Source organism: Pedobacter westerhofensis (genome assembly GCF_900182595.1).
GTDB classification, from domain to species: Bacteria; Bacteroidota; Bacteroidia; order Sphingobacteriales; family Sphingobacteriaceae; genus Pedobacter; species Pedobacter westerhofensis.
This window is the reverse complement of sequence record NZ_FXTN01000002.1, coordinates 232,143-246,408: the sequence shown is the minus strand read 5'-3', so window position 1 is coordinate 246,408 and position 14,266 is coordinate 232,143. Positions and strand designations below refer to the sequence as shown.

The following is a 14,266-nucleotide window of genomic DNA, read 5'->3' as shown; positions in this document are numbered from 1 at the left end:
CATGACCAAAAAAGACGTGAAGAAGATTTTAGTGTCAGGCGCCAGTGTCGCCGGTCCAACATTAGCCTATTGGTTACATTACTACGGCTTTGAGGTTACCGTTGTTGAACGTTCAGCAGGCCTTCGCCTCGGCGGCCAGAATGTGGATGTCAAGGGCCCTGCTCTGCAGGTAATCAAGCGAATGGGCATCGAGAAAGAAGTCATTGCTGCAAATACCACAGAGATCGGCCTTCGCTTTGTGAATGTAAAAAACGAAACCATAGGCGAGTTCCCCAAGGAAAGTGCATTGAGCATGACCCAGGAATTGGAAATCCTGCGGGGTGATCTGGTGAGCATATTGCATCAGCATACAAAGGATGATGTCCAGTATATCTTTGGAGATTATATTACTCGCTTAGCTGAAGACCAAAATGCTGTAGCAGTAACTTTCGCCAGCGGAAAGCAGGTCGAATTTGATTTGGTTATATCGGCTGAAGGTATTGGATCAGGCACCAGAAAATTAGTATTTGCTGAAGAGGCTAAATATAAATACCTGGGACTTTACACCGCCTATTTGACGATACAAAAAACCGGTAATGACAGTCGCTGGGCACGCTGGTGCAATACAGCAGGTGGCATCGTTTTTCTTTTACGCCCTGACAGCTACGGGACAACCAGGGCAGCAATCACCTTTGCGTCAGCAGAAATGGGGTACGAAAAACTCCCGGTTGAAGAACAAAAAGCCGTTTTGATACAAAGAATAAAAAACGCCGGTTGGGAAAGCGAACGACTGGCCGGAGAAATAAAGAAATCAGAGGATCTATATTTTGATAGGGTAAGTCAGGTAAAGATGACCAAATGGAGTATCGGCAGATGCTGCCTGACCGGGGATGCCGCCTGGTGTGTTACTCCCATTGCCGGAAAAGGAATTGACCTCGCCATGTCGGGGGCATATATACTGGCAGGAGAACTTTCCAGAACGGAGAATTATCGCGAAGCATTTACCAACTATGAGAACAGGATGCGCAACTATGTTGAGGACGCACAGAAATTACCCCCTTTTGTGCCCGGCATCGTATACCCCCGCAGCAAATTCGGAGTAAGTATTTTGAACGCCGTGGTTTCATTCTTCGCCAGTCGGCCAGTACAATCTTTGATTAACCTTTTCAACACCAAGAAAAAAAAGAAGGTTGAAAAACATGAAATCGAATTACCCGATTACGGGTAGTGACCTCCGCACAATCGGCATTGCCTTCATCAGGTAAACCTGCAGGTTTACCTGTAAAAGCCCGGGGCAAATTGCCCCGGGATATGCGAATGGATGGATCGCGGTATTTGGGTAAATATTATTGTGCAGAAGGTGGTGGCAGCTTTGTGCCCCATCGTTCATTAGGCTTGCTGCCCATTGTAAAGGTCAGCTCTCCGCCCTGCATCAGCTCATCGCGGTACAGCCAGCAGTTATCCAGCGGCTTGCCGTTAAAACTCGCCGACTGCACATAGATGTTGTCCTTTGAATTGTTCTTTGTCACAATGGACAATTTTTTCTGGTTACCGAGGGTGATGCGGGCTTTATCAAACAGCGGGCTTCCCAGCTGGATTACCGGCCTCGCATCGGTCAGGCCCTTCACGTCAAACAGTCCCAGTGCATTCATTACATACCATGAACCCAGTTGTCCCTGGTCTTCGTCCTGTCCGTATCCATAACCATGTATAGGTTCTGAGCCATAAAAATCTCGGCCGATCAGTCGCGTCCATTTCTGTGTCAGCCAGGGCTTGCCCGAGAAGTTAAACAGCCAGCTGATGTGCAGGTTGGGCTGGTTCCCATGGTTGTAAATCGCGTTGATCCCGGCAAAGGCATCGATAGACTTGCCTCCGCCAAAACCCAGTTTCTCAGATACGCTGAAGATGCTGTCCAGCCTTTTGTTAAAATTATCGCGTCCGATGGCCTCCACCAGACCGGCAGGATTTTGTGGTACGTAAAACGTGTACTGCACCGCATTACCTTCCTGGAATCCGCGCCATGGCTGATAAGGATCAAATTTATCAACAAAAGTTCCGTCAGCACGCTTGGGCTGCATCAGCTTATTGGCGGGATTAAGCAATGCCCTCCAGCCATTTGAATATTTCATCATTTGCTGGTAATCGGCAGTTTTGCCCATCGCCTTCGCCATCTGTGCGGTAGCGTATGCGCTGAAACTGTATTCCAGGGTATGTGAGCCCGAAAAGTTCGAGCCTGTGGAGTCCGTCACAAAATCACGACCTTTTTGTTCCAGATGCGGCACATAACCGTACTGCAGAAAAGCTTTGGTGTCCAGCTTTCCGGCGCCAAGAATACGGCCACGGTAATCCAGGTCGTTTGCTTTAACCGCTTTGTATGCCAGCTCCGTATCGTAATTGCGGATGCCGGAATTGTAGGCAGCAGCCACCGCCAGTCCTACAAAGTTTGTTCCTACGCCAGAGATATACTCGCTGTTGGCAATTCCGTCACCAAACCAGCCGCGGTCTTTATACAGCTGCAGCTGGGTATTCACAAAACTACCGTACCATTCCGGGTAGCTCAGTGCCCATAGTTGCGTGATGTTCCAGTATCCGCCCCAGATGGCATCAGTATTGATGAATTCGGCCTTAATTCCTTTATCTTTCTGCGCAGGGAGCTGACCGGCCATTCCGCCGTGTTTTGGGTAAGCCCCATTGACATCACTGGCAATCCCGCGACCCAGGAGCGCATGGAAAAGTCCAGTGTAAAATTTGGTTTTGTCTTCATCGCTCTTGCCTTCCACACTGATCTTGCCCAGCTCCTGCTCCCAGGTCTGCTGTGCATTCTTACGCGCTTCTTCAAAAGTAAGGTCTTTCGCCTCTGCTGTAAAGTTTAGCTTTGCATTTGCTACTGAAGTGTAGGACAATCCGGTTTTCACCTCAATTGTTTCATCTGCTGTGGTCTGGTAGTTGAGCACCAGTCCCGCGCCCGGTCCTTTGGCTTTAGTGGTATTGCGCTGCAGGGTATTCGCCGTGAAAGCCGTCACATCAGCAGGCTTTTTACTTAGTTCTCCATAGAAATACATCGCCACCTTACCGGCAGGGTCATATATTTTCACGTATTTGGGATAGGTAAATATATAGCCTTCAAAATGCGTATCATCAGTCATATGGATGGCAGCATCGGTTACTTCGCCACTTTCGCCCTGCTTGTTGCCAACGTCCAGGATAATGTGCGAAGCCTTATTCTCCGGGAAACGGTAGCGCTGGAAGCCCACCCTTTTGGTAGCCGTCAGTTCCGCTGTGATCCCATAATCAGCCAGCAGCACTTTGTAATAGCCCGGCTGGGCCTGCTCATTTTTGCGGTCGAACTTTGAACGGTATCCCTTTTCCGGGCCATCCAGGTCGCCCGGTTTCACCCGCAGCTCACCATTGGAAGGCATATAACTCAGGCCGCCCACCTGCCATTCATGGAAATGCACAAAACCTTCAATGGAGTTCTGGCGGGTATCGTACCCTACAGCTTCCCAGCCCGAGGCATTTCCATAATGCCCGTTGGTGGAGGGCGCCAGTTTAGCCATCCCGTAAGGAACGGCCGCAGGAGTATAAAAAAACCACCTGCTGTGCGCTGTACCAATATTCGGGTCTACATAGTGCAGCACACTTTCCTGCTTCACTTTACATGAAGAGACAGCCGCTGCTGTCAATAGTATCAATCCTAATTTTACTTTCATCTGGTTGTTTTTTATCTGTCAGATGAAGCCTCAGATGACTGAGATAACAATTACGCACTGAGCATAACAGTTATTTTAATCATCCGGGGCTCCACATTCTCAATAGCCCGAGTCTTAGTAACCTGTATTCTGGGTCAGGTTACTGTTCAGGCCTCTTTCAGAGGACGGTACAGGCCAAAGATAATCCTTCGCCGTAAATGTTCTTTTCTGTGCCCTGATATAACCGTTGTCTACCGCAGGATCGCCAAACTTTGCACCATGGGCATACCCATTCAGTGTTGTTTCAGCAATTTTCCAGCGGCGGATGTCGTCCGTTCTCAAACCTTCCATCGCCAGTTCCGACCGGCGTTCACGGCGGATCACATTGGTAAGGTCAGTCCCGGCAGGGAAAGTCAATGCCGCAGCATCGGTAAATCCCGCACGCTGGCGCAGTAACCTGATCGTATTGTTCCATACTGTTTCGTCCATCTGTCCCAGCGCCTGTTTTGCTTCTGCATAAGTAAGCAGCAGCTCGGCATATCTGAGCAAGTGCAGGTTGGAACCTGAGGTAAATGACGACAGCGCGATAGGATCGAAATACTTGCGCCAGTAGTATCCTGTTGGCGACGAGGCCTGTGATGAAGGACTGTACTCATCCAGTCGTGATGCATCAGGATCCGTACCCGGTTTGATATAGATCACCTTGATCGTGCCATCGGGCTTTACCCAATTGTACTTGTCATAAACCACCGTTGCCGTTAAACGCGGATCACGGTTTACGTATGGATTGGCTTCGTCATAGCCGGAGCCGGCTTCGCGCACTCCCCTTCCGTTAAGCGTGATATAATCGTCTACCAGTTCCTGCGTTGGTGCCATACCACTCACGCGTCCGCCAACAGAGCGTGGTGCAAAATCAAAGAACTCGCTCCAGGTACGCACGGCAGGCACATACTGCAGCGAAAGGATTACCTCGTTGTTGGTCTTGTTTACTGCAGGATTGCTGAACAGGTCTGCATAGTTGTTTACCAGGCTGTACTGCCCGTTGGCAGCACCATCTCTGATCAGTTTTTCGCATACCGTTACCACATCCGCCATCCGGTTGCCCTCATAAAGCAATACCCGTGCTTCGAGCGCCAGTGCAGCCCCTTTGGTAATCCGGCCATTTTCTGCCGCAGGAACCGCTTCTTTTGCCGGCAGTGCCGCCGCAGCCGCTTCCAGTTCATCAGTGATGAATTTGATGACCGTGGCCTTCGGACTGCGGGCAATTACCTTGGCTTCGTCCGCCGTGATATCATGGTCGATCAAAGGCACATCGCCATACCATTTGGTCAGGTTAAAATGCGCAAAGGCGCGGATAAAGCGGTTCTCTGCCTTCAGGCGGCTGATCGTGGCAGCAGGCAGCGTTTTGTTCTGGTCTACATTCGCCAGAAAGACATTGCATGATTTAATCGTACTGTAATAGTACCGCCAGTCGTTAAGGAACTGCCCCTGCGAGGCATTTGCGTTGCCGCTGGCAATCAGGGCATAATCACCGCTAGTACTGTAGGCATTATCAGATGTGGCTTCGTTATAGAAGAACATGCTGCTGGTGTACATCAGGCTGTAATTGTTATTGAGGGCGTTGTACACGTTGCCGTCTACCGTCCAGAAGTTGTTCTCAGAGAACTGGTCGGTTGGTTCCAGGTCCAGTTTCTTGCAACCGCTTACCGTAATGGCCAGAACCCCGGTTATCAATATATAATTCAAAAATTTCATCTTCTTATAATTTAAATAGGTCCTTAAAAAGTGATGTCTAAACCTGCGCCGTAAAATACAGGCAGCGGGTAGCTGCGCGCACTGTTGGAGCCAGTACCTACGGATACGTTATTGCCAAATTCCGTTGTCTCCGGATCGATAAACTTCAGCTTGCTCACCGTGAACAAATTTTGTCCGATCAGGGATACGCGGAGGCGCTCCATTCCGGCTTTCCTGCTGATGCTCTGCGGAAAGGTATAGCCGATATTCAGGTTTTTCAGTCGCGCATACGCCGCGTTAAAGCGGTATACGTCGGAGCCCTGGCGCCAGTTGTTGGTATTGGAACCAGAACCTATCGCTGCCAGACGCGGATATCGTGCATCGGGATTTTCGGGCGACCAGAAATCCGTCATATGGTCATACACCGTGGCACCATAGTTATAGTGGAAAGGTTCAATTAGCTCACCGCGCAGGAAGGCATCTCTCTTGCCCACGCCCTGGATGAACACCTGGAAATCAAAGTTTTTGTAGTTCAGCCTGTAGGTAAAACCAAAGGTGTAGCGCGGGAAAGGATTACCCAGAACCGTTTTGTCCTTATCATCGATGATGCCGTCATTGTTACGGTCTTTGAACTTGATATCGCCCGGGCCCACATCTGCGCCTGCAGGTTTTGGCGATGAGGCTACATCAGCGGCGTTCTGGAAATATCCATTGGTCTGATAGCCATAATACTGCGTGATCGGCTCACCTACCCTTCTGATCAGCTGGAACACATCCTGGTTGATGATCTGCTCATTGGTACCGCCTGTCAGTTTCATCAGTTTATTTTTGCTGTCGGCGATGTTAAAGCTGAAACTGTGCTCAGCAGCGCCGGTAGTCAGCCTATAGCCGATCGTAGCTTCCCATCCCTGGTTACGCACCTTGGCCACATTGTAATCCGGCAGTCCCGCGCCAAACAAGGCAGGCACATCGTACCTCGGCTGAAGAATATCACTGGTCACCTTATTGAAATAGTCGAATGAAGCAGTCAGCTTGTTATTAAAGAAACCGAGGTCTACACCCAGGTTCAGCGTCGCTGCTTTTTCCCAGGTCAGGTCAGGATTGCCGAGGGTAAAGCCTGCGCCACCAACCGGCTGGTTGTTAAACCCATAGGCACTCGGGTAATTGAAATAGGTGGTCAGGTACTGGAAGTTCCCCAAGTCGGGGTTGTTCAGCGAAGCCCCTACATTCTGGTTTCCTAAAATACCATAGGTTGTACGCAATTTAAGATTGCTGATACTGTTTTTAAGCGGCTGCATGAACTCCTCCTCAGAGATCAGCCAGCCCAGGTTTACCGAAGGGAAGATACTGCTCCTGTTGCCTTTGGCAAACCTGGAGGACACATCATTCCTGACTGTGGCTTCAAAGAGGTAGCGGCCTTTATACGCGTAGTTTACGCGCGAGAAAAGCGAGTTCAGGCTCCGCTGCTGGATGCCCACACTATTATAGGAATTGATCGCATCGATCAAAGTCCCTGTGGTTGAAGTGCCCAGAATAGGATCCGTCAGCGTTTTTTGTAACTGGAAGCCCCTGGTGCTGAAGTTTTCATTGGATGCACCAAACAGGATCTTGTAGCTGTGGTCCTGTATAGTCTTGCCGTATTCCAGCAGCAGCTGCGTATTCAGCAGCAGCGACTTATTATTTCTGTCGCTTACGGTCAGATCATCTCCATATACGCCGGAAGGCAGGTAATTTACTTTGCTGCGCTGAAAAAAGAGGCCCCTGTTGGCTATTGTTCCACCAAAAATTCCGGTCAGTTTTAAGTCTTTCGTGATGTTTACCTGTGCATTGAAGTTACCGAAGATCTCATCATTGTCTGTCTGCTCGTAGCCCCCTTTTTCAAGGATCCCGTATTCGTTATACTGCGAAGCTACGGGGTTGGTCAGGTAATTTCCGTCAGCATCCTGCCAGTTGTAATTGATCGGCACACGGTTGGCATCCGCAAAAATATTGTTGTCCCCAACGCTGTTGCTTTTCCGGCGTGATTTGGTATAATTCAGGATCATGTTTACTTTAAGTATCCCGATCTGTGAGGTCTGGTTTAAACGCAGGTTGTATTTCGTATAGCCGAAATCAGCGCCCGAGCCTCCATTCCCGATCAGGTTGCTTTTCTGGTCCTGGATCCCGGCCGACAGGTAATAGGAACTGGTAGGCCCGCCACCATTGATACTGATGTTGTGCGACTGCTGTGGTGCATTCTTCAGCAGGTGTTCAATATCCCAGGTGCCGCGGCCCTCATTCTGTAATTCCTGGATCTGGGCTGGTGTATAGGCTACCGGCAGTCCCGCATTGATCAGCGACTGGTTTTTATATTCTGCATTTTCTTCGGCATCCACCTTGTGCACCAGTACCCGCGGGTCCTGGAAGCCGAAACTCGTATTATAGCTCAATGAAGGTTTCTGGTTCAGGGTACCGCTTTTAGTAGTCACCAGCAGTACCCCGTTGGCTGCGCGTGAACCATAAATCGCCGCCGAACCTGCATCTTTCAATACCGATACACTGGCAATGTCATTGGGGTTAAGGGTATTGATATTACCGCCGATGATCCCGTCAATCACCACCAGGGGATCGTTGTTTCCCAGCGTCCCTACCCCACGGATGTTGATGCTCACATCACTGCCCGGGTTGAGATTGCTTTGCTGGATGGTCAGATTGGGTGCTTCGCCCTGCAGTGCCTGTAAGGTATTGAGCACAGGTTTGTTTTCTATGTTTTTGGAACTTACCTGGCTGACAGCACCGGTAAGGCTCACCCGCGTCTGCGTACCGTAACCCACCACCACTACTTCAGTCAGGTCTTTGCTGTCCGGGACCAGGCTCACATTGATCTCTGTTTTGTCGTTTACCGGTACTACCTGCGCGGTATACCCGATATAGGAGAAAGTGAGGCTTTTGCCGGCCGAAGCGTCCGGAACATTCAGCTTATAGTTACCATTACTATCGGTAACAGTACCGGTTTTTGTGCCGGTGATACTTACGCTTACACCCGGTACTGGTTGTTTATTTTCATCGAGTACACGTCCTGATACCACAATATCAGCTTGTTGTGAGCGTATGCCATGCGGCATTTTTGCTGCAAGTGCAACTGGTGCGCCGCCCAGTGTAGCGCAAACCATGATTACCGCAAGCGGTTTTCTGTAGGGCCAGCGCATCTGCGGCAGCCCGTTGGGTAGTTTATGTTTCATACAGTAAAATTTGGTTATGTGTTGTAGTTTATCTATAGGTTTTTATTGGTGATTTTCGAAGTCCTGTTTCCAGTGGTTTTCAATATCCTCGAGCGTACGCCCCTTGGTTTCGGGGATCAGCTTCCAGGTGAGCAGGAGTGCCGGCGAGCAGCACAGCGCAAAAATCCAGAAGGTCCATGATGAACCCAGGCCTTCGAGCATAACCGGTGTAAGCTGGCCCACCAGGAAGTTGCCTATCCAGAGGGACAACGTGGCCAGGGCCATTGCCTTGCCGCGTATCGCATTGGGGAAGATCTCGCCGATCACTACCCAGCATACCGGCCCGAACGAAAAAGCAAAACAGGAGATAAAAGCTAGGATAAAGATCAGTATCCAGGGACCTGTGGTGATACCCAAAGCAAAGAGCGCCCCGATGATGACCAGCGCCACTACTGCACCACCAACCCCTGCAAACAGTAGCGGCCGCCTGCCCCATTTGTCTACCGTAAAAATGGCGACAAACGTAAAAACTACGTTGACCAGTCCGATGGTCACCTGCCCGCCCAGTGCATTGTTCAGCGTAAAACCTGCCTGTTCCAGAATCCGCGGGCCGTAATAGATCACGGCATTGATGCCACAGACCTGCGAGAGGAAGGGCAACAATAAGCCGATCCATAATGCTTTGCGGTATACAGGCTTGAAAAGCTCCTTAATAGAACCTTCACTGTCATCGCCCTGCGCTTTAAAGGCGCGGATCTCCCGTGCTGCCGCTTCCTCGCCATCAATCCTGGTCAGGATTTCGGCCGCCTGTCGTTCCTTTCCCTGCAGCAGGAGCCAGCGTGGTGATTCCGGCACCAGAAAGAGTGACAGTAAAAATATCCCCGCAGGCAGGGCACCCAGGCCAAGCATCGCCCGCCAGACTTCGGTGGAAAAGATCTTTGTCAGGCCTTCAGTAGCATAGGCAGCTGAAGCATGACCTGCGAGATAAGCGTTGGAGAAATAGGCCAGTACGATCCCGATGGTGAGCGCCAGCTGGTATAGTGATACCATCATGCCGCGCAGGCGCGACGGGGCAAACTCAGAGATATACAGCGGTGATACCATAGACGCTACACCGATACCCAGACCGCCAATTAAACGTGAGGCAATCAGGATGTTAAATGATTCAGAAAACATACATCCAATGGCTGAACCAAGGAAGAGCACAGCCGAGATGATCAGGACTATCCTGCGGCCATATTTGTCACTCAGCTTACCGGAGAAACTCACCCCGATGATACAGCCCAGCAGCGCACAGCTCACAAACCAGCCTTCGCTGACCGGGCTGAGCGCAAAATCAGCTTTTACCAGGCTGATTGTCCCGGAGATAACGGCGGTATCAAAGCCAAACAAAAATCCGCCCAGGGCAGCCACCAGGCATACAAGATAGAGGTATAGATTACTTTGTGATCTTACTGTCGCGTTCATACAATTATTTTAAAAAGGCAAGGATGACTTTTGCCCGGCCTTTTCCCAGGTTAGTTAATGTATAGGCGTCCGCAGCGGCCGGCACCACAAATGTTTCTGCATAGGCATAATGATGTACTGTGCCATCCTGTGTGGCTATACTGATGGATTCGCCCTCAACCAGCATCATGATGTGGCAGCAGTCCGCTGTATTCCTGGAGATCTCTGTATCAAATTCCAGCCGGTGCACATCGTAGAAATGGTCCTGATGTGTAGGCAGGTGCATTATCTGCCAGTTTTCGCCCTCTGCAATTACAGAAGGATGTGAGATCAGCTCCTTTTTAACCTGCGCGCCCTTGCGGCTAAAGTCGAGGTTATGGAATGCATGGCCGATGTTTATTGGCCGCGGTTTACCATCCAGGTCCAGCCGCAGCCAGTCGTACATTTTAAAGGTGAATATATAGGGTGTGGCGCTGATCTCCAGTACCAGGTTCCCTTTGCCTGCGCTATGCACCGTACCATTGGGAATCAGGAACAAATCGTGTTTTTTTGCCTGATGTACCTGTACATATTCAGTGATATCAATCTCTTTGGCTTCTGCTTCGCTGTTTTCAAGTGCGGTTTTAAATGCTGCCGGATCGATATCCTCCTGGAAACCCAGGTACACCGTTGCATCCTTTTCGCAATCCAGGATATAGTAGGTTTCATCCTGCGTGATGTTTTCGCCAAAATTCTCCTGAATGTACTTTAAGCGCGGATGGCACTGGATGGAGAGATTGCCACCCTCAACAGTATCCAGGAAATCGAAGCGTACAGGAAATTCATCGCCAAAGATGGGGGCATGTTTGCCCAGTACCTGCTGCTGGTTGGCAAACATGAGGGTATCAAAAGATACTTCGAGCAGGTTGCCATCGCTTTCAAACACCAGTCCGTTCTCCGGTACGATTAGTTCAAAAGACCAGGCATAGTTTATCACCTCCTGGTTCAGTTTGCTGATCCTGTCCTTGATCCACTGTCCGCCCCAGGCGCCGGGCTCAAACCATGGGCGCACGCGGATCACCGAACGGCTCATGCGGTTGAGGCCATCGGTCAGGTCCTTCCGGTACATCCAGTTGATCTGATCAGGCCATTGCCCGTCGGCCATTACCGTAATGTCATTCAATATGGCTTTTTTGTGGTTGTTGAGCAGTACCCAGTCTACAAAATAAAAGCGTTTATACATTTTAAAATGTTCAGTCAGTTCTACTGCTCCTAAATTATTAACTGATCCGGCCCTCATCCTGAACTGCAGTTCATTCTTTGGCAAATCAATGTACAGCAGCGGGGCCTCCCAGCCTGCAAGTGCTGCAGCGGTACCGATGATGATATTCAGCTCAGTATTTTTATCCGGTGCTGCCCCGGAAAGTTGTTCTACATTATATAAATCTGCGAGCGTAAGCGTACACTTTGTGCCCCAGACAGATTCTTCTGCACCCAGAAAAGGCGCCACCAGCTGGTCGATCACTGCGGCGGGTTTTATATAATCACTGGTTTTGATCCAGTTTACTGTTAAACCTTTTTCTGACAGCCTGCCGCTGATCTCCTCCTGTACCTGGTCCCAGAACACACCGGCATATCCATCAATCAGTACTGTCTTTTGTTCAATGATCCAATCGGTAAGGCTGCTGTAGCCATTAAAGATTTTATTGCTTCCCAAACTAAAGGATGGGTAAATATTATAGCCCTCGTTTACATCGGCATGCTCAGTGATACGGTCAGGCATAAGGTATTGCGCAGTTTTGCGCAGGGTTGTACCAGTTTCTGGTGAGTCTTCTTTTAAGTTTGATCCCATGATGTTTTAATGCGGTTGATTGTGATGAGCGGCAGCGTATCCAGGAGTGGCAAGGCAGATCATTGTATAAATATTTGGTTAGAGGTAGATGTTATGTACAAACATAATAATTATATCGACTAAACAAAAAGAATACAAAATAAAAGTATTACGTGATATCATTGATTAATGTTCTTTAAGAAACGATTCAGAGCTGTATATATGTATATACATATATACTTCAGGAAAATTACTTATTTTCGTAGCACAATCTTCAACATGCGATATAGTATAGACCACAAAAGTGCCGTTCCTTTACATGTGCAGGCAGAGAACCTGCTCAGGCAGCTGATTGCTGAAGAACAGTATCAAAATGGGAAGAACATTCCTAATGAAGTTGACCTGGCGGAGATGCTGGGCATATCAAGGACTACGCTGAGAATAGCGATTAACAAACTGGTATTTGAGGGTTTGCTGATCCGCAAAAAACGTGCAGGTACCAAGGTTGCCCCCGGCGCTGTAAGCTCCAAATCCAACAACTGGCTGAGCTTCTCCCAGGAAATGAAACTGCGGGGTATCCCGATCAGGAATTTTGAACTGCATGTTTCATGGGAAGTGCCGGATAAAAACCTGGCCAGCTTTTTTAACATCTCGATGGACACACCTGTACTGAAGATGCAGAGGCTGAGAGGACGGACAGAAGAACCTTTTGTGCTTTTCATTTCTTACTTCCATCCCCGTGTGGGGGTTAGTCCTGATGATGATTTTAAACGCCCCTTATATGAACTTCTGGAACAGGAGCACGGTACGATCGCCTCGCTATCCAAGGAAGAGATCTCGGCCATGGGCGCCACAGAACTGATCGCCGCCAAGCTTTTAGTCCCGGAGGGCAGCCCTATCCTATTCCGCAAGCGTTTTGTTTATGACCAGGCGGAGAAGCCGATCGAATATAATGTAGGATACTATAAGGCGGATAGTTTTATATATACCGTGGAAAGTACGAGGTAACCGGCTTGTAAATTTCCAAAAACCGTACTGTAGCATATCCTGATCTTCAAACGTTTACCCATAAAACAATCTCTCATGAAACATCTGTTACTACTCTTCACTGTCTGTGTACTTTGCTCTTGCAAGAAAAATTCTGACCAGAAACTAACAAGCCAAAACTGGAGGATATCGTCGTCTACGATTAGTCCGGCAATTACCATTGGCAGCAAAACCAGCAGTAATTATCTGGAACTGATGGGCCCTTCAAGCTGCGAAGCTACGTGGGAGCTTTCATTTGCTGCAGACGGTACATTTACACAAGGCTCAAATGGTGCTTTATGTGATCTGTATTATGACCCTAGTAGTAAACCGGTAGGCTGGTCGAGAAATAACGACCGGATTGTTCTTTCTTCTTCGCCTGATTTTGCGTACATCCTTTCGGGCAACACGTTAACCAGCACATCCTACATCACAACAGCCGGAACAACTTATACACTAGTTCGGGTGTATAAAGCAAAATAACCTCAAACACCTCCGGCTTCAATGTTGCGTTGAGTCTTAACGGGTTAATACATCTCTATGAATGTCTTGAGGGCTCTGCTATGCGGTACATTTTTACGAAAGACCAGCACAGTTGACATTGTGCCCAGTTCTTTATTCAGTGGAAATGACCTCAATTTACGTCCTTTGTAGTATTGGGCTATCAGTTCGGCAGGTAAGATCGTGATGCCAAGACCGGCTTCCACAAAGTTGACGATGCCCTCGATCGAATTTAAAACGATGCTTTTGTACTGAATAATACCTTTGGAATTGAGCCAGGACTCAATCCTGGCACGGAAGGCGCATCCCTGATCAAATACGATAATTTTAACTGGCTGAGCAGCCAGTAATATTTTCAGTTCCGGCGCTGTTGCTGATGCGAAGATCGCTAATTGCTCATCCTTGATATGTACCTGCTCCAAGCCGGGAACATTAATGGGTGCAGATACAAAGGCTGCGTCAAGTTTGTAGTTAAGCACATCACTGATCAATTCGGATCTCCTTTCAGATTTGAACTCCAGATCTACCTGTGGGTACGCTTCGGTGAAACGACGAAGGATATCGGGTACCTTTAGGGCCATCGTAGTTTCGATACAACCTATTGTAAGCTGGCCACTCATTTCGTTGGATTTTTCAATATCCTTTTTCGCCTCCTGCACCAAATGGTCGATTTGTTTACTGTAGTGCATCAGTGTTTCTCCGGCACTGGTAAGGGTTACCTTGCGCGATGTGCGGTTAAAAAGCGCCGTGCCAAATTCCTCTTCAAGACTCTTGATCCGCGCCGTCACGTTTGACTGAACTGTAAACATGACTTCGGCAGCCCTGGTGAAACTGCCATTGGCAGCTACGGCTTCAAATATTTTTAAATCGTGTGTGTTCAT

9 protein-coding genes are annotated in these 14,266 nt (G+C 48.9%); 3 read left to right on the top strand and 6 right to left on the bottom strand.

Annotated features, from left to right (window positions below):
• The first annotated feature begins 1 nt into the window (after position 1).
• Positions 2-1,207, top strand: a complete 1,206-nt coding sequence (locus FN831_RS03800; RefSeq protein WP_142526891.1) for an FAD-dependent monooxygenase — start codon at positions 2-4, stop codon at positions 1,205-1,207.
• Between the two features lie 118 nt (positions 1,208-1,325).
• Here the strand turns inward: FN831_RS03800 and FN831_RS03795 are convergent, their stop codons facing one another.
• The 5 genes from FN831_RS03795 to FN831_RS03775 form a co-directional block, all read right to left on the bottom strand.
• The gene (locus FN831_RS03795; protein WP_142526890.1) at positions 1,326-3,689 is read right to left on the bottom strand and encodes a GH92 family glycosyl hydrolase; all 2,364 of its coding nucleotides are present in this window, start codon (positions 3,687-3,689) and stop codon (positions 1,326-1,328) included.
• A gap of 114 nt (positions 3,690-3,803) precedes the next feature.
• On the bottom strand, positions 3,804-5,423 hold the full coding sequence (locus FN831_RS03790) for a RagB/SusD family nutrient uptake outer membrane protein (RefSeq protein ID WP_142526889.1): 1,620 nt from the start codon (positions 5,421-5,423) through the stop codon (positions 3,804-3,806).
• Positions 5,424-5,446: 23 nt separating this feature from the next.
• Positions 5,447-8,623 (bottom strand): SusC/RagA family TonB-linked outer membrane protein, encoded by a 3,177-nt coding sequence (locus FN831_RS03785; protein ID WP_142526888.1) that lies wholly within the window; start codon positions 8,621-8,623, stop codon positions 5,447-5,449.
• Between the two features lie 42 nt (positions 8,624-8,665).
• A complete protein-coding gene (locus FN831_RS03780; protein WP_142526887.1) occupies positions 8,666-10,069 on the bottom strand; it encodes a sugar porter family MFS transporter in 1,404 nt (467 codons plus the stop codon).
• 4 nt (positions 10,070-10,073) lie between these two features.
• Positions 10,074-11,879, bottom strand: coding sequence for a class I mannose-6-phosphate isomerase (locus FN831_RS03775; RefSeq protein WP_142526886.1), 1,806 nt, complete (start codon positions 11,877-11,879; stop codon positions 10,074-10,076).
• Positions 11,880-12,137: 258 nt separating this feature from the next.
• Between FN831_RS03775 and FN831_RS03770 the strand changes: the two genes are divergently transcribed.
• Together FN831_RS03770 and FN831_RS03765 are read left to right on the top strand one after the other, a co-directional pair.
• Positions 12,138-12,866: a GntR family transcriptional regulator gene (locus FN831_RS03770; protein ID WP_142526885.1), complete on the top strand. Its 729-nt coding sequence runs from the start codon at positions 12,138-12,140 to the stop codon at positions 12,864-12,866.
• A gap of 75 nt (positions 12,867-12,941) precedes the next feature.
• On the top strand, positions 12,942-13,367 hold the full coding sequence (locus tag FN831_RS03765; RefSeq protein WP_142526884.1) for a hypothetical protein: 426 nt from the start codon (positions 12,942-12,944) through the stop codon (positions 13,365-13,367).
• A gap of 44 nt (positions 13,368-13,411) precedes the next feature.
• Here FN831_RS03765 and FN831_RS03760 read toward each other — a convergent pair whose 3' ends face one another.
• Positions 13,412-14,266 carry a LysR family transcriptional regulator gene (locus FN831_RS03760; RefSeq protein WP_142526883.1) on the bottom strand — a complete coding sequence of 285 codons (855 nt, stop codon included), beginning with the start codon at positions 14,264-14,266 and terminating at the stop codon, positions 13,412-13,414.